This is a genomic window from Brenneria salicis ATCC 15712 = DSM 30166 (assembly GCF_003315515.1).
Lineage (GTDB): Bacteria > Pseudomonadota > Gammaproteobacteria > Enterobacterales > Enterobacteriaceae > Brenneria > Brenneria salicis.
This window is the reverse complement of the sequence record NZ_QNRY01000004.1, coordinates 49,682-66,348: the sequence shown is the minus strand read 5'-3', so window position 1 is coordinate 66,348 and position 16,667 is coordinate 49,682. Positions and strand designations below refer to the sequence as shown.

At 57.5% G+C, this 16,667-nt stretch carries 19 protein-coding genes; 11 read left to right on the top strand and 8 right to left on the bottom strand.

What is annotated here, in order from left to right:
* Positions 1-9: 9 nt before the first annotated feature.
* The 9 genes from nifN to nifM all read left to right on the top strand — a co-directional run bounded on the left by nifN (position 10) and on the right by nifM (position 7,253).
* Positions 10-1,398 (top strand): nitrogenase iron-molybdenum cofactor biosynthesis protein NifN, encoded by a 1,389-nt coding sequence (gene nifN, locus DES54_RS03410; RefSeq protein WP_113865213.1) that lies wholly within the window; start codon positions 10-12, stop codon positions 1,396-1,398.
* Positions 1,395-1,853, top strand: a complete 459-nt coding sequence (locus DES54_RS03405; RefSeq protein ID WP_113865212.1) for a NifB/NifX family molybdenum-iron cluster-binding protein — start codon at positions 1,395-1,397, stop codon at positions 1,851-1,853. The genes nifN and DES54_RS03405 overlap by 4 nt, the downstream gene beginning before the upstream one ends.
* A 160-nt stretch (positions 1,854-2,013) precedes the next feature.
* Positions 2,014-2,331 (top strand): hypothetical protein, encoded by a 318-nt coding sequence (locus tag DES54_RS03400; protein WP_113865211.1) that lies wholly within the window; start codon positions 2,014-2,016, stop codon positions 2,329-2,331.
* A 26-nt stretch (positions 2,332-2,357) separates the two neighbouring features.
* Positions 2,358-3,227: a Fe-S cluster assembly protein NifU gene (gene nifU / locus DES54_RS03395; RefSeq protein WP_113865210.1), complete on the top strand. Its 870-nt coding sequence runs from the start codon at positions 2,358-2,360 to the stop codon at positions 3,225-3,227.
* A gap of 11 nt (positions 3,228-3,238) precedes the next feature.
* On the top strand, positions 3,239-4,429 hold the full coding sequence (gene nifS, locus DES54_RS03390) for a cysteine desulfurase NifS (protein ID WP_113865209.1): 1,191 nt from the start codon (positions 3,239-3,241) through the stop codon (positions 4,427-4,429).
* Positions 4,430-4,446: 17 nt separating this feature from the next.
* Entirely contained in the window at positions 4,447-5,613 is a 1,167-nt protein-coding gene (gene nifV / locus DES54_RS03385; protein WP_113865208.1) for a homocitrate synthase, read from the top strand.
* Positions 5,614-5,624: 11 nt separating this feature from the next.
* Positions 5,625-5,972, top strand: a complete 348-nt coding sequence (locus DES54_RS03380; RefSeq protein WP_169050456.1) for a nitrogenase-stabilizing/protective protein NifW — start codon at positions 5,625-5,627, stop codon at positions 5,970-5,972.
* Positions 5,969-6,415, top strand: coding sequence for a nitrogen fixation protein NifZ (locus tag DES54_RS03375; RefSeq protein WP_113865206.1), 447 nt, complete (start codon positions 5,969-5,971; stop codon positions 6,413-6,415). Before DES54_RS03380 ends, DES54_RS03375 begins: the two co-directional genes overlap by 4 nt.
* On the top strand, positions 6,402-7,253 hold the full coding sequence (nifM, locus tag DES54_RS03370) for a nitrogen fixation protein NifM (RefSeq protein WP_169050455.1): 852 nt from the start codon (positions 6,402-6,404) through the stop codon (positions 7,251-7,253). Before DES54_RS03375 ends, nifM begins: the two co-directional genes overlap by 14 nt.
* A gap of 77 nt (positions 7,254-7,330) precedes the next feature.
* On the opposite strand, the gene DES54_RS03365 is transcribed toward nifM, so the two are convergent.
* From DES54_RS03365 to rsxA, 8 genes are read right to left on the bottom strand one after another with little or no spacing between them, the layout of a single operon-like run.
* Positions 7,331-7,858, bottom strand: a complete 528-nt coding sequence (locus tag DES54_RS03365) for a flavodoxin (RefSeq protein WP_113865204.1) — start codon at positions 7,856-7,858, stop codon at positions 7,331-7,333.
* A gap of 43 nt (positions 7,859-7,901) precedes the next feature.
* Positions 7,902-8,162 carry an RnfH family protein gene (locus DES54_RS03360; protein WP_113865203.1) on the bottom strand — a complete coding sequence of 87 codons (261 nt, stop codon included), beginning with the start codon at positions 8,160-8,162 and terminating at the stop codon, positions 7,902-7,904.
* Complete coding sequence (locus tag DES54_RS03355; protein ID WP_113865202.1) at positions 8,162-8,893, bottom strand: electron transport complex subunit E; 732 nt, start codon at positions 8,891-8,893, stop codon at positions 8,162-8,164. Before DES54_RS03355 ends, DES54_RS03360 begins: the two co-directional genes overlap by 1 nt.
* Complete coding sequence (gene rsxG / locus DES54_RS03350; protein WP_113865201.1) at positions 8,886-9,536, bottom strand: electron transport complex subunit RsxG; 651 nt, start codon at positions 9,534-9,536, stop codon at positions 8,886-8,888. The genes DES54_RS03355 and rsxG overlap by 8 nt, the downstream gene beginning before the upstream one ends.
* 1 nt (position 9,537) lies before the next feature.
* Positions 9,538-10,509: an RnfABCDGE type electron transport complex subunit D gene (locus tag DES54_RS03345; RefSeq protein ID WP_113865200.1), complete on the bottom strand. Its 972-nt coding sequence runs from the start codon at positions 10,507-10,509 to the stop codon at positions 9,538-9,540.
* On the bottom strand, positions 10,503-11,951 hold the full coding sequence (gene rsxC, locus DES54_RS03340) for an electron transport complex subunit RsxC (RefSeq protein ID WP_113865199.1): 1,449 nt from the start codon (positions 11,949-11,951) through the stop codon (positions 10,503-10,505). Before rsxC ends, DES54_RS03345 begins: the two co-directional genes overlap by 7 nt.
* Positions 11,944-12,486, bottom strand: coding sequence for an RnfABCDGE type electron transport complex subunit B (locus DES54_RS03335; RefSeq protein ID WP_113865198.1), 543 nt, complete (start codon positions 12,484-12,486; stop codon positions 11,944-11,946). Before DES54_RS03335 ends, rsxC begins: the two co-directional genes overlap by 8 nt.
* Before the next feature lie 10 nt (positions 12,487-12,496).
* Positions 12,497-13,075 carry an electron transport complex subunit RsxA gene (gene rsxA / locus DES54_RS03330; protein ID WP_113865197.1) on the bottom strand — a complete coding sequence of 193 codons (579 nt, stop codon included), beginning with the start codon at positions 13,073-13,075 and terminating at the stop codon, positions 12,497-12,499.
* Between the two features lie 331 nt (positions 13,076-13,406).
* Here rsxA and nifL point away from each other — a divergent pair, with 331 nt between their 5' ends.
* Entirely contained in the window at positions 13,407-14,891 is a 1,485-nt protein-coding gene (gene nifL / locus DES54_RS03325; protein ID WP_113865196.1) for a nitrogen fixation negative regulator NifL, read from the top strand.
* Between the two features lies 1 nt (position 14,892).
* Entirely contained in the window at positions 14,893-16,482 is a 1,590-nt protein-coding gene (nifA, locus tag DES54_RS03320) for a nif-specific transcriptional activator NifA (RefSeq protein WP_113865195.1), read from the top strand.
* The last annotated feature ends 185 nt before the right edge of the window (positions 16,483-16,667 follow it).

Genomic DNA, 16,667 nt, shown 5'->3' with positions numbered 1-16,667 from the left:
AGAAATTCAATGGCTCAGATCCTCAAGTCAGTCAAACCGCTGGCGACCAGCCCGATTAAAAGCGGGCAACCCCTGGGCGCCATTTTAGCCAGTATGGGACTGGAAGGCTGTATTCCGCTGGTGCACGGCGCTCAGGGATGCAGCGCCTTTGCGAAAGTCTTTTTTATCCAGCATTTCCATGAACCTATCCCGCTGCAAACCACGGCGATGGACCCCATTACCACCATTATGGGCTCGAATAACAATGTGTTGACGGCGCTGTCGGTACTGTGTGAGCGCCATAATCCGCGCATTATCGTGATATTAAGCACCGGATTGTCTGAAGCGCAGGGCACCGATCTGGCGTTGGCATTGCGGCAGTTTCGGGGGGAACACCCCAAATACCAGTCGGTGATGATAGTGACCGCCAATTCGCCGGATTTTTATGGCTCGATGGAAAATGGTTACGCCGCAGTGCTGGAAAGCATAATTGAACAGTGTGTGCCAGCCACGATGCCGAAAGGGATTCGCAAAAAGCGAGTGAATCTGCTGCTGGGACATATGTTGACGCCGGGGGATCATGAGCAAATCCGCAGTTATGTGGAAGCGTTTGGCCTGCAACCGGTGATGTTGCCGGATTTGGCCGGATCGCTGGACGGACATCTGGCCGACGGGGATTTTTCGGCGCTCACCCAGGGCGGGACATCGGTACGTGAACTGGAACAGATGGGACAAAGCGTGTCCACGATAGCCATCGGCGTATCGCTCCAGCGGGCGGCGCGGTTGCTGGAAAATCGCTGTCAGACGCCGTCGTTCTGGATGCCGCATCTGATGACGCTGGAGCAATGCGACAACTTCATCCAGCATCTGCAAATGATCGCCGGACGGGAAGTCCCGGCCTGGATCGAGCGCCAGCGCGGACAGTTGCAGGATGCGATGATCGATACCCATGTCTGGTTGCAGGAAAAACGGCTGGTTATCGCGGCGGAAGGCGATCTGTTGGCGGCCTGGCTGGATTTTGCCATCAGTCAGGGCATTCGGCCTCAGTTTGTGGTCGCCCCGACGAATCAACCGGGGTTGTCGTCGTTGCCGGTCGCGGAAGTGCAGATCGGCGATCTGGAAGATGTGGAAGATAAGCTGCGCATTCAACCGGCGGATATGCTGTGCGCGAATTCTCATGGCGCGCTGCTGGCGGAAAAATACCATCTGCCGCTGATTCGCATTGGTTTCCCGCTGTTTGACCGTATCGGCGAGTTTCGTTGTTTGCGGCAGGGATACAGCGGTATACGCGACACCTTGTTCGAACTGGCGAACGCCATGCGGCAGACGCACCATGAGATGCCGGTGTATCACTCGCCCTTGAAACAGGACTTTTCACTATCGTCTGGTCAGGAACCCTTCATGGAGGCAAGACCATGAAGCATTTAGCCCGTCAATTAGCCGTTCCCTCCGCCGACAGTTGGGTGATTCGCATTGCGTTCGCCAGTGTCGATCTGCGAGTGGTCGATCAGCATTTTGGCTCGTCGCCCCGGCTGGCGATTTATGGCGTGCGCGGCGATGAAGTGCAACTACTGGAAGTCGCCGATTTTACGGTCTATCAGGGGCATAACGAAGATAAGCTCATCAGTCGCATCAATGCGTTGGAAGGGTGTTTCACCTTGTATTGCACGGCTATCGGGGATACGGCCTTCCGGCAGTTGCTCGGTATCGGGGTACGTGCGGTCAATGTACAGATGAATACGCCGATCGCCATGCTGCTGGCGGATGCGCAAGCGTTATGCGATGACGGACGCATCAGGAAATCCCCGCGGCAGAAAGACCGCAACCGCTTCAATGTCATGATGCAGGAGAGCGGGTGGTATGAGCGGGAATAGCTGAAATATCCCCCTTGTCGACAGTGCGACAAACCCGACAATTACTGTGGTTTATGTCGCAGGGTGACAAGCTTTTTTGACGCTATCTTGCTGATAAAAATCATTTTCGTGACTGGTATCACATTTGCAAAATGATAAATGACAGCACAGGAGCAAAACCATGATCCATATCGATGCAGTGACGCTAAATCAACTCCGCCTGCGTCAGCAACAGCGCGGACAACCCACGGCAGGGCTGGCGCTGGTGGTCAGCGGCGATGCCTGTCGGGGCTGGTCGGTGCGGATGGTATGGCGTCCTCAGTTATTACCCGATGATGAATGCCGCGAAATCGCCGGGTTGCGCTTGTTGGCATCAACGCTGCACTGGCAACAGTTGGCGCAGGCCCGTATCAGTTCGGATACGCAGGGGATCTGGGTCGAGTTTCAGCCTTTGGGATGCCGGTGTGACAGTGCTGAATGCGCCGTATCAACATCATAAGTTGTTTATCAACGGGAGTAGAGAGCATGTGGAATTATTCTGAGAAGGTAAAAGAACATTTCTTTAATCCGCGCAACGCCCGTGTTGTCGAGCAGGCCAATGCGGTGGGCGATGTCGGTTCTCTCAGTTGTGGTGATGCTCTGCGGCTGATGTTGCGGGTTGAACCCGTCAGCGAAGTGATTCAGGAAGCCGGGTTCCAGACCTTTGGCTGCGGCAGCGCCATCGCCTCGTCATCGGCGCTGACTGAACTGATTATCGGTAAAACGCTGGCAGAGGCGGCGCAAATCACCAACAAGGATATTGCCGATTATCTGGATGGTCTGCCGCCGGAAAAAATGCACTGTTCCGTCATGGGGCAGGAAGCGCTGCGGGTGGCGATCGCCAACTACCGGGGCGAAACGTTGGATGACGATCATGAAGAGGGCGCCTTAATCTGTAAATGTTTCGCCGTTGATGAAGGGCAGATCAAGCGGGCGGTATTGACCAATGGACTGACGACGCTGGAAGAAGTGATCCAGTACACCAAGGCGGGGGGCGGATGCACCGCCTGCCATGAAAAAATCGAGCAGGCGCTAAGCACGATCCTGACCGCCACCGCAACCCAACCGCCGGTCGTGGGCATAAAAGAGAAAAGCCCGCAGTGGCTGGTCGTGGAAGAGGTGATTGCCGGATTACGGCCACATATTCAAATGGATGGCGGCGATATCACCTTGCTGGCGGTGACGGATAACGAAGTGCGGGTCGCCCTGTCAGGAAGTTGCAATGGCTGCATGATGACCGATATGACGCTGGGCTGGTTGCAGCAAAAACTGCTGGAGCGGCTGGGCTATTTTATCCGAGTGGTGGTGGATACGCCCGCCTCCGCCGGCGTCATTCTCCAGACTTCCGATATATAAGGAATGCGCATATGAAACCCATCTATCTGGATAACAATGCCACCACCCGAATTGATCCGATGGTGCTGGAAGCCATGTTGCCATTTTTGCAGGATCACTATGGCAATCCGTCATCCATCCATGACTTCGGCGAACCTTGTCGGCGGGCGTTGGCGCGCGCGCGGGAGCAGGTCGCCAGCCTGCTGGGGGCGCGTTACGACAGCGAGGTGATTTTTACCTCCTGCGCGACCGAAGCCACCTCTACCGCCATTCTCTCCGCGGTGGCCGCGTTTCCCACCCGGCGCGAAATCATTACCAGCGCCGTGGAACACCCGGCAACGCTGGCGGTGTGCGAACATTTGGAACGCCAGGGCTATAAAATTCACCGATTGGGAGTGAACGAACAAGGCGCGCTCGATCTGGTGGCGTATCAGGCCTTATTGCATGACGGCGTGGCGCTGGTGACGGTCATGTGGGCAAATAACGAAACCGGCGTTCTGTTCCCGATTGAACGCATGGCGCAACTCGCCCATGATCATGGCATTCTGTTTCACTGTGATGCGGTGCAGGCCATTGGCAAAGTACCGGTCGTCGTCGCGGATTCAGGCATCGATATGCTCTCCTGCTCGGCGCACAAAATTCACGGACCAAAAGGCGCCGGATGTCTGTGGCTACGGCGCGGCACTCGCTTTCGCCCGTTGCTGCGCGGCGGGCATCAGGAGCGAGGCCGCCGGGCCGGAACCGAGAATATCGCCGGTATTGTCGGCATGGGCATGGCCAGTGAGTTGGCTGCGCTGCATCTGCCGATGATGGCGGCCAGCATTGCGCCGCTGCGTGATCGGCTGGAGGCCGGACTGTGCGCCATCGCCGGGACGCGTGTGATGGGCGGGCAACAACCGCGCACGCCGAATACGCTTAACATCGCCTTTGAGTTTATCGAGGGCGAAGCCATTTTACTGATGCTTAATCAGGTGGGTATCGCCGCCTCCAGCGGCAGCGCCTGCACCTCCGGTTCGCTGGAACCCTCCCATGTAATGCGGGCGATGGACATCCCATACACCGCCGCCCACGGCAGCATTCGCTTTTCACTGTCGCGTTATACGCGCGAGCGGGAAATCGACTATGTGCTGGCGCAACTGCCGCCGGTTATTGATCGGCTGCGGGCGCTGTCTCCGTACTGGCAGCAGGATAAGCCCGCCGTATTCACCCCGGCCTGGGGTTAATCAGGGAGGTTGTGTTGATGCAAACCATTGTCATTAATGACACCACGCTGCGTGATGGCGAACAAAGCCCCGGCGTGGCGTTCAGCGTGGATGAAAAGCTGGCGATCGCGTGCTCGCTGGTCAGGGCGGGCGTGCCGGAACTGGAAGTCGGCACCCCGGCCATGGGCGCGGAGGAGTGCGCGCGCATTTATCGTATTCGCCAGACCTTGCCGGACGTTACCCTGATGGTCTGGTGCCGACTGAATGAAGACGATATTCGGCAAGCCGCGCGATTGGGCGTGAACTGGGTGGATATCTCGCTGCCTGTTTCCGCGTGTTTACGGCAGTACAAGCTCGGTTTGCCGTGGCCGGAGATGCTGCGGCGTCTGGGGGATCTCACCCGGTTGGCGTTATCGCTGGGGCTGAAGGTGTGTATCGGCGGCGAAGATGCCTCGCGCGCCAGCGAAGAGGATTTGGCGGCGGTCGCGCAGGTCGCCCAGAAGACGGGAGCGCAACGGATGCGTTTTGCCGATACGCTGGGGTTGCTCGATCCGTTCTCCGTCACGCAGCAAATTCAGCAACTGCGGCGCTATTGGTCTGGCGAACTGGAAATCCACGCCCATAACGATTTTGGCATGGCGACGGCAAATTCGCTGGCGGCGGTGCGGGCTGGCGCGACGCATGTCAGCACCACCGTGTCAGGGCTGGGCGAGCGAGCGGGCAACGCGGCGCTGGAACAGGTGGCGCTGGCATTGTCTCACACGCGGCTGGGCGAGACGCACATTGACGCCAGACAATTACCGGCGCTTTGCGAGCAGGTGGCCGCCGCCGCCGGCGAAACGATCCCTTGTCGCCAGCCGCTGGTCGGCGAACGGGTATTCACCCATGAATCCGGGGTGCATGTCGCCAGCCTGCTGAAAGATGTCGTCAGTTACCAAAGCATCGACCCGAAAATACTGGGCCGTCAGCATCAACTGGTGCTGGGCAAGCACTCCGGGCGACGGGCGCTGGAAGCGGTGTTTGCGCAACTTGGCCTGGTGGTGAGCGATACGCAAATCCCGTTGATTCAACAGGCGCTACGGACATTCGCGGAAACCGATAAGCGCAGTCCGACGCCGGACGAGCTTTGTCATCTTTATCAGCGGTTGTCAGAAAGACCGGCGTCAGCGCTTAACCTGATCTCAACGATACCGACCGCCGGATAAGAGGAGGAATGATGACCTGGTTTGATGAATTGCCTGGTGTGAGTCAACTGGAAAGCGCCGAAGACTTTTTGCGTTTTTTCGCCGTGCCGTTCGATGCGCAGCAGGTGCGGGTGCGGCATCTGCATATCCTGCATGCGTTTAGCCGTCGTTTGCGGCAATACCATCCCGCCGAGGAGCCTGCGCTGACGCCGCTACAACGTCAGCAGTGGCGGCTGCAACAGGTACAGGCCATGTTGCGGGAGAGCTATCTTCATGTGGTCGGCGGCGAATTGCGCCAACGCTCGGAACTGAAAGTGTACCAACGTACCGTGCGTTGTTTCATCCCCTGGCTATTACTGGATGAAGGAGAGGCGACATGAATCCCCGGTTTTCGTTTGGCGAGGCGGTGCGGGTGATCAGGTCCGTGCGTAATGACGGCACGTTTCCCAATAAAACGCGTGGCGAGTTGCTGGTTCGGCGCGGCGCCATTGGTTATGTGCGTGAGTGGGGGACGTTTTTGCAGGATAACATCATCTATCAGGTTCATTTTATGGATGATGATCGCATCGTCGGTTGTCGTGAGAATGAGTTGATCCCAGCGAGTGCGCCTTGGGTGGATGGCGCGTTTCAATACGGCGACTGGGTTTCCGCTGCGATGATCCTGACTACCGATCACCATATCCGCGTGCAGGCCGGCGACGTCGGGCAGGTGATGGGGGTGGAGCACGACATGCAGCCCATGCAATTCATCGTTCTGTTCGGCGGCACGCTGTTACAGGTGCCGGAACATGCGCTGGAGGCGATCGATCATGACCGTTTGTAATGTCGAAACGCTCGCCATGTGGCAACGCTATGCCCGCCTGAAACTCTCCTTATCGTTGTATCAGTGCCTGCCGTGGCAGCAAACGGCTGCGCAGCAGAGCCAGTTCGCCGCTCAACTGGCGCGGCAATGGCAACTTGAACACGCTATCCGCGAACAGGCGGCGCAACGCGGCATCCGCGCGGATGAAAATGGCATGATCAGCGCGCAATATGTTTTGCGCACCTTTTTCGATGATGAACCCGCCTGGCTGACGGCGTTGCAACAGGCGGGGATTGATGACGCGGGGCTGCGTCAGGCGCTGGCGCATGAGGCGACCCTAACCGCCATGCTGGATGCCGTCGCCGGGCAAACGCCGCCGGTCGGCGACAGTGAAGTCGAAGCCTGGTATCAGCAGCACCGGCACCGTTTTCAGCAACCGGAAAAACGGCTGGCGCACCATTTGCTGCTGGTGATTGACGATGAGCAGGCGGATTCGACGCGTGACATCGTCGCTGAACGCATGGCGACGCTGCAACGTCGGTTGCAGATAGATCCCCGCCGTTTCGCTCGTCTGGCGACGCGCTTTTCCGCATGCCCGACAGCGCTGGAAGGCGGCAAACTGGGGTGGATAAAGCGCGGCATGTTGTACCCGGAATTAGACGCGATGCTTTTTTCTATGGAAGCGGGGACATTCAGCCCCAGCGTGGAAACGACAATGGGGCTGCATATTTTGTGGTGTGAGGCCATTAGACCCGCGGGCGAGACGCCAAAAGCGCAGGCGCAAATCCGCGAACAGTGGCAGGAAACCCGGCGCCGGCAGTACCAGCGCCAGTGGCTGGCGGCCATCAGCGCGCGGTAAACGCGCCTTGATTGGCTATGTTCACCAGCGCAGTAGACTTGCCGCCTGCGTGCGAGAAAACCATCAACAAGGGATAATCAGATCGCCGCCTGAAGCTGGCTAACCCACTGCGAAACGCGTTCTTCCGTCAAATCCTGCTGATTATCCTGATCCAGCACCAGCCCGACGAAGCTGCCGCTTTCCAGCGCCGAGGAATCGGTAAAGTCGTAGCCCTCAATTGACCACGCGCCGATGATGTTGGCGCCGGTTTCACTGACGATGTCGTAAAGTTCGCCGAGCGCATTCACAAACGCATCCGGGTAGGCGACCTGATCGCCGAGTCCGAATAACGCCACGGTTTTACCGCTGAGATCGGCATTCGCCAGATCATCGGCGAACTCAGCCCAGGATTCGCTCATACATTCGGCGTCCAGACCGGGAAGCTGACCGTCGCCCAGCGTCGGTGTGCCGAGGATCAGCACATCGTAAGCCAGCAGATCGTCAATGGCGGCGCGATTGATATTCACCGGCTCATCAGCCTGTTCCCCCAGTTTTTGCTTGATCAGTTTGGCGACCTTGCGGGTTTTGCCGGTATCGGTGCCGAAAAAAATGCCGATAGTGCTCATGGTTTACATTCTCCTAAACAGGGCTATGAAAAAGGGCGGTTAATTAGGCTTCATCGTCGTCCGCTTGGTGGGCGACGCGTTGGATCGGCAGATAGATTTCCACCCGATCGCCTTCATGGACTTCACTGTCTGCGGCGCACAGGCGTCCAAAGACGCCCATGCGATGCGTATCCGGGTCGAGCCAGGGAAACAACGCGGGCAACGGGGAGGCCAGAAATGCTTCGCGCAAGGTGACGGGCGCGGGCAAATCCATCTCGACGCAACGGCTTTGGTCGCCATTGACATGGACTATGGTGAATTTCATCAGCGGCAGCCTCCGCATCCCGCGCCGCAGCCAGTGCTAGCCTCTTTCTTCAGCACGTCGGCGCCGTAACGCAACACCTTAATGCCGCGGATCCCCGCCAGAACAAATCCCATCACCACAAAACCGCCGGGCGGCAACAGCATCAGAATAAAGCCGTCATAATTGGGCAACAGATGCATTTCCAGAAAGCGGAACGTCGGCCCCAGCAATTGTTCCGCGCCGCTGAACAGCGTTCCGCTGCCGATAATTTCGCGGATCGCGCCCATGGAGGTCAGGCCCAGAGTAAAGCCTAACCCGGTCGCCATGCCGTCCAGCGTGGCGGCGAACGGCGGGTTGTGGGCGGCAAAGGATTCTGCGCGCCCCAGCAGAGCGCAGTTCGCCACGATCAACGGAATAAACAGGCCGAGGATTTTATGCAGATCATGCATCCAGGCATTCATCGTCAGATCGAGCACCGTCACCAGACTGGAGATGATCAGAATATAAACCGGAATGCGGATCTGATTGGGCGTCAGGCTGCGCAGCAGCGATACCAGCAAATTAGCCCCCGCCAGTACCGCGGTGGTCATGACGCCCATCCCGAAACCGTTGGTGGCGGTGGTGGTGACGGCCATCAGCGGACAGAGTCCGAGGATCTGCACGTAGGTGATGTTATTGGTCCAGATCCCGCTGACCAGAATAGCGCGGTAGGCGGGACGATCGACCGGCGCGGTGGCGGTAATCTCACTCATTGGCTTTCTCCTGCGTTAAACCCAGCAATTGAGCACGATGTCGTTGGAACAGTTGCAGTGTCCGGTGAACCCCCTTCACTACGGCGCGCGGGGTAATGGTGGCCCCGGTGAAGGCATCGAAATCGCCGCCGTCTTTTTTGACATGCCACTGTTTTTCCGAAGTGTTTTGCAGCGACTTGCCGTTAAACCCCGTTATCCAGTCGCTGCGGTTTACTTCGATTTTGTCGCCCAGGCCCGGCGTTTCCGTATGGGAGATAACCCGCACGCCGGTCAGTTCCCCGTTGGCGTCAATGCCGATCAGCAGGCTGATGATGCCGCTGTAACCTTTTTCGCCGCCAAACATCACCACGCCGCTGGGCCGGCCTTGCAGCGTGGCGCGATAAGCCCGTACCGGCGCGCCATCCAGCGTTAATGTGACTTCGCTGTCGCTGAGCGGGTTGTCATGCAGTTCACTGGGGAAGACCGCCGCCAACTGGCGCTGGGTATCTTCCTGGTGGCGCAATTCAATCTCGGCGTAGGTTGACCACCAGGTACCGGCAACCATCAGGCTGATGAGCAGGGTAAAGGTGCCGAGCAACAAGCTCAGGTTGACGGGGTGACTGCGTGGCGGCCAGCGCAGTTTGGTACCTGACGCGGCAGCCATGTTATTTCTCCTTTTGGGTCTGATAGCCATAGGCCCGCGGACGCGTCCAGCTATCGATCAACGGGGTGATGGCATTCACCAGCAGAATGGCAAAGGCGACGCCTTCGGGATAATTGCCAAAGCTGCGGATGGCCCAGACCAGAAAGCCCGCCAGCGTGCCGTAATACAGACGGCCACGCGGACTACCGGGGCCGGTGACCGGATCGGTGATGATAAATACGGCGCCCAGCATCAAACCGCCGGTGGTGAGTTGCGCCAACGGCGGTAAAATGGATTGCGGCGCAATAAACCATTGGGTCATCCCCGGCAACAGGCAGCCGACCAGCATGGCGATCGGGGCATGCCAACTGAATACCCGCTGTTGCAATAACCATAGGCCGCTTAGCGCGAGCAACAACGTGGAGGTTTCGCCGAAGCTGCCATTATGGGTGCCCAGCAGCATGTTTTCCCAAGAGAACGAGGCCACTGCCTGTTCACGAAACGCGCCGAGCAAGGTGGCGCTGGTGGTGCCATCGGTATGCAGGGAGTAGACCGCGCCGTTCCAGAACTCGCTTGGCACCACCCACTGCGTCATTTGCACCGGGAAAGCAATCAGCACCACGACCCGCGCCAGCATCGCCGGATTGAACAGGTTTTGTCCCAGCCCGCCGTAAATATGTTTACCCAGCAGGATGGCGACGGCGGAACCAAACGCGCCCAACCACAGCGGCGCATGGGGCGGCAGACTCAGGGCGAACAACAGGGCGGTCAGCAAGGCGCTGCCGTCGAACACATGGCCGAGCGAAACCGGGTTGGCCCGCAGGCACAAGGCTTCGCACAGCAAGGCGGTGATAATACAGGTGACCATCAGCATCAACGCTGGGGCGCCAAACTGGACAATCCCCAGCATAACCACCGGCATCAACGCCAGATTGACCTTATACATCAGGTTCCGGGTACTGAGCCCCTGATGAACATGAGGTGATGTCAACATGCGGAACCCTCCATCGGCGCATCTGGCGCAACGTTACGGCGGCGCGACGGTTTGGCCGCTTTCGCCGCGGCTTTTTCGACGGCTTCACGGGCCAGCCGTTCCTGCCGCCGCAGACTATTGGCGCCGGCGCGTTGCATTTTGTTGTCCCGGCGTTGTTCCAGCCGCAATTGTTGTTGTCCCCAGTCGAAGAACTGTGTCAGCGGCAGTACGGCGGGGCAAACCCATGAACAGGAACCGCACAGTAAACAGCTATTCAGCCCCAGATCGCGGGCGTTATTCAGTTGGTCAATCTTCAACTCGGCCAGCATCGCCAGCGGCGGCAACCCCATCGGGCAGGCATCCACACAGCGACCGCAACGCAAACAGGCGCTGCTGTGCGGCTGGGGAATTTCATCCTCGGTCAGCAACAGCAAGCCGCTGGTGCCTTTGGTGATGGGGGCATTGAGATCGGTAGTCGCGCGGCCCATCATCGGCCCGCCGAGGATCATGCGTGCCGGTGTGCTTTTCAGCCCGCCGCAGGCGGCGATAATGGTGTTGATCGGCGTCCCGATCGGCACCAGCAGATTACCGGGTTCTTCAACCGCCCGACCGCTGACGGTAATCACCCGGTGAGTCAAAGGCTGACGGAAGCGAATAGCCTGGAAGATGGCGATACAGGTGCCGACGTTCTGAACCAGTACGCCCATTTCCGGCGAACGTTTGTTTTGAGGGATTTGCTGTCCGGTCACCGCTTCTATCAACTGCTTGGCGGAGCCCATTGGGTAGAGCGACGGCAAGGCCACCACCTCGATATCGGGTTCATCCTCACACAGCCGGTCGAGACGCAGAAGGGCCTCGCGTTTGTTGTCTTCAATCCCGATATAGACCTGACGCGCGTTGGTCAGTTGTTGCAGATAGCGGATGCCGCCAATCAGAAATTCGGCCTGCTCCTGCATCATGCGTTCGTCGGCGGTGATGTAAGGTTCGCACTCGCCGCCATTGATGATCAGGTAGTTGATGTCATGGCGCATCGCCAGACGGATTTTATCCGCCGCCGGGAACATGGCGCCGCCCATGCCGACAATCCCGGCCTGCGCGATAAGCGACAGCATGCGCTCGACGCTGCTGTCTTCGGTGGTGCTCAACCGAGAGACAGTCGAGGTGGCGGGCTGGGTGCGCAGTTGAATATAGCCCGCGTCGCCGGTCACGATTTCCGTCACGATCGCATCGGTCGGACTGTGTATCGGCGCCGACATCCGGCCAAACGGCTGGGCCAGGCATTGACCTTTTGTGACGGTGTCACCAATGGTCACCACCGGAATCGCGGGCGCGCCAGTATGCTGGCGCAACGGCAGCACCAGTTTTTCCGGCGTGGGCAACGTTCGAATCGCCCGTTCACGGGTTAAGGATTTATGGCTATAGGGACGAATGCCGCCGTGGGGCGTCGTGAGGGCTTTAAGCATAGTTGGGCTCCTGGCGCGGCGCTAAACCGGGTTTGGCGACGGTGGGGGTAAGTTGCGGATCGGCATAAAGATGAATGCTGTCTTGCGGACAGATATCGACACAGGAACCGCAACCGGTGCAGTCTTCGCTGAGTACGCCATGTAATTGACGTGTGGCGCCGATAATCGCGTCGAAGGCGCACTGTTTGAGGCAACGACCGCAACCATCGCACCTTTGAGGGTTGATCATCGCCACCATCGGCCCCTGCGCCTCGCTGTCATCCAGACTGACGCCCATCAAGGCGGCGATGCGCTGCGCCACCGCGTTGCCGCCGGGGGCGCAGATGGTAACGGCGGCTTTTCCGCTGGCCATGGCGACTGCGGCCTGACGGCAGCCGGGATAGCCGCATTGACCGCATTGGCCGCTTGGCAATAACGCCGTAATGCTATCGACCATCGGGTCGCTTTCTATTTTCAGGTAGATGGCGGCATAACCGAGCAATGCGCCGATTATCGCGGAGATAAACGGCAGGGCGAGTAAAGTCAGTATCAACATCTCACACCCCTCATGACGACAATCCGGCAAAGCCGGTAAAGGCCAGCGCCAGAATACTGGCGGTAATAAAATTGAGCGGCGTCCCTTTGAATAACAACGGCGGGAGCGCGCTGGCCTGCCGTTCACGCAGTCCGGCAAAAATAATCATCACCAGCGAATACCCCAGCGAGGCGCTGAAGCCAAAGAATACGCTGTGGGTAAAACTCAGCCGATCCTGAAGCACCAATAACGCCACGCCCAGCACAGCGCAGTTGGTGGTAATCAGCGGAAGAAAAATGCCCAGTGAGCGGTAAAGGGGCGGGCTGTATTTGGCAATCACCATTTCAATCAACTGAACCAGCGAGGCAATGATCAGAATGACCGAGAGCAAACGCAGGTAAACCAGATCGAGCGGGGCCAGGATCCAGTACTCAACCAACCAACCTAATGCGGAACCCAGTGTAATCACCACCGTGGTCGCAATGGATATCCCTATCGCCGCCTTGACCTGATTGGTGACGCCCATAAAGGAACAGAGTCCCAAAAAGCGCGCCAGCACCACATTGTTGACCAGAATATTAGCCAGCATGATTAACAGTATCTCTTTCATTTCTCCCCCAGAGGTCGAGATTCCCTGAGGGGTATTGCGAAAGGCGTGCCAGCTTGAACGGGTTAATAAATGTTCACTCAAGGTGCAAAAATGTGCGCCAAAAACGGGCAACGTCGCGACAGAAAATGGCGTGACAGCGATCACAGATGACGGAAATCGGGATATAGCGGCAAAAACCCACATCGTGATCAAGGTTTTTGCGTTTTTTTCGCGGAGGGGAATAAATCTTGCACCGTAAACAGGGGTATTTCATGTCGTTCGATGTCTGTTCCTTAATCTGACAATTTGTCATGAAGCCGACAGACTCGCTATGCAAACCGGAGGGGCCCGGATGAGTTCATCGTTAGTCTTGGATGATGTACAGTTGATAACATCATCGCTGGGAGGAAAAGGGCTGCACGCGGCGCTATTTCATACGGCTGTTGAACAATCTTCAGTGGCGATTTCGATTACCGATCCGCAGGCCAATATTGTGTATGCCAACCCCGCTTTCTGTGAACTGAGCGGTTACTCGCTGCATACATTAATGGGCGCCAATCATAATCTGCTTTCCAGCCATCAGACGCCCGCGTCGGTATACCAGTCGCTATGGTCGACGATTACCGCCGGCAATTCGTGGAGCGGTCAGCTTATCAATCAGCGCAAGGATATGTCGCTCTATCTGGCGGAAATCACCATTTCCCCGATCGTCAATGCGCAAGGGGAAATTGAACATTATCTCGGCATGCATAAAGACATCAGCGAACGCTACGCGCTGGCGCAGCGGGTGCGTAACCAGATGACGCTGATTTCCGCGGTGCTGAATAACATTCCGGCGGCGGTGGTGGTGGTGGAAGGAGAGCAAAATATCGTGATGGACAATCTGGCCTACAAAACCCTCAGCGCCGATTGTGACGGTCAGGAACCGCTGGTGTTGCTGGATTGCCTGAATGGTAACGAGAATTCCGCCATGACGCCGTTGACCATTCGCGGCGTCCAGCGTTGGTTTGCGGTGAGTTGCTGGCCGCTGCACGCGGTCAATGAGGAAGCCAGTCTTTATTTCACCGACAACGCGCCGCCGCGACAGTTGGTGGTGATTGTCGATTGCACGGAGCAGCAACGACAAATGACGCAGGATCGCCGGGCGCAGCTTGAGCGCCAGATTAGCGTCAATAAAATGATGGCGGCGATCCGCGAAACGCTGGACGCCGCGTTAATTCAACTCAGTTGCCCGTTGAACATGCTGTCCGCCGCGTTGCGTCTGAATCCCGATATCGATAGTGTCGCGCTGCGCACCGCCTGGAATGAAGGAAAAGAAGCGATCGCCCGTCTGACGGCATGTCGTCCTCCATTGCAGCAGGAACCGCAAGAGCGCGTTCCCGTCACCGCGATGATGACGGATCTGGCTGATATCTATCGGTATCGTATGGGGCCGTCCGGCAAGCTGGTGTGGTCTTGTTCCTCACCGGATCTCAGTCTGCGCGGTCAGCGAACGCTGATTCTGACCGCCTTGAGCCTGTGGCTTGATCGCTGCCTGGCATTGGCGGGGAAAATGCGGGATGAGGTGTTGATCTCCATTCAGGTCAGGCAGCAGTGCCAGCGACTGTGCTTTGTCGTCACCGATAACCTTCCGTCCTGCGTGCAGGAGGCGGCTCACCCGATGATAGAAATATTGGCGACCGGTCAATGCATGGAATTGCGTTTGATACAGATGATCATGTCGCAACTGCGTGGCTCGGTTACCACCGAACAAACGGCGTCAGACGGCACCTTGATGATGCTCATGCTGCCGGTTGACAGCTTATGCCTCACCGATACAGAAGCTTTGGGAGGATAAAATGGCGCATTTCCCCACGACAGAACGACTTTCCCGACGCCTGGATTCACAGCAACAGGTGGTGGCGCTGCATAAAATCAGTGTGGCGTTGAGCCATTCTCTGGATGTGCAGCACACGCTGGAAGAGATGATCCAGGCGCTGCACGACCATGCATTTATGCAATATGGCATGGTGTGTCTGTTTGATAAGGATCGTGCCTCGCTGTTTATTGAAGCGTTGCAAGGCGCGGATACACAGGTGGTCAAAGGCGGGCGCGGCGTGCGTTATCGGGTTGGCGAGGGCATTCTGGGCGCCGTGATGAGCCAGCGGACATCGCTGGTGCTGCCGCGGGTATCGGACGATCCGCGTTTTCTGGATCGCCTCAATCTCTATGATTATGCGCTGCCGTTTATCTGCGTGCCGATCCCCGGCCCGGATGAGATGCCGCTTGGCGTGCTGGCGGCCCAGCCGATGGAATTGCATGAGGACAGATTGCCTTCCAGCACCCGTTTTCTGGAAATGGTGGCTAACCTGATTGCGCAAACCGTGCGCTTAATCGGGCATGCCAAAGGGGAAAGCGAAGCGTTGCGCAGTGAACGCGACAGCCTGCGGCGAAAAGTTCAGCAGCAGTATGGTTTTGACAATATCGTCGGTAAAAGTCAGCCGATGCGACATATCTTCGACCTGATGCGTCAGGTATCGCGCTGGGACACCACGGTGCTGATCCGGGGAGAAAGCGGCACAGGTAAAGAGATGATCGCCAACGCCATTCACTACAATTCCCCGCGTGCCGGTACGCCGTTTGTGAAATTCAACTGTGCGGCGTTGCCCGATTCGCTGCTTGAAAGCGAACTGTTCGGCCACGAAAAAGGGGCCTTTACCGGGGCGGTCAAGCAGCGCAAAGGGCGTTTTGAACTGGCGGATGGCGGCACATTGTTTCTGGATGAAATCGGCGAGAGCAGCGCGTCGTTTCAAACCAAGCTGCTGCGTATTTTGCAGGAGGGCGAAATGGAGCGTGTCGGCGGCGATGAGACGCTGCGGGTGGATGTGCGCATCATCGCGGCGACCAACCGCAACCTGGAAGATGAAGTCAGAGCCGGGAATTTTCGTGAAGATCTCTATTACCGCCTGAATGTGATGCCGATTTTTTTGCCGCCGTTACGTGAACGGCTTGAGGATGTACAGGATCTGGCGCAGTTTCTGATCGCCAAGCTCAGCAAGCGGCAAGGTCGGGAACTGCATATCAGCGACGGCGCGATACGCTTGCTGATGAGCTATGACTGGCCGGGTAATGTGCGCGAACTGGAAAACTGTCTGGAGCGAGCAGCGGTGATGGCGGAGGACGGTTTAATTGACCGGGATGTTATTCTATTCAACTACAAAGAAAACTCGCTGGCGCCGTTTAATCGCAACAAAATCGCCAACGATGTTGGCACGAATATGAATCACGAACCCGACATTGAAAATATTCAGGATGAGCGGCAACGTTTAATTGCGGCGCTGGAACGCACCGGCTGGGTACAAGCCAAAGCCGCCCGCCTGTTGGGAATGACGCCGCGCCAGGTGGCGTATCGTATTCAGATTATGAATATTAATATGCAGCGCATGTGAGATGCGTTATGAGTAAAGGGGAGGTCGGATAGCCCTCGGCCACACCAATGTCGCACTCAATACATTGTCAGACAATGTCAGTTATGAAGCAGTAAAGTTAATCGCTAACCCACTATAAAATAAACGTTTTATCTTCGTGATTGTCCGGCATGCCGTTTGCACCAAAGAGATGAGGTCGCTCATTA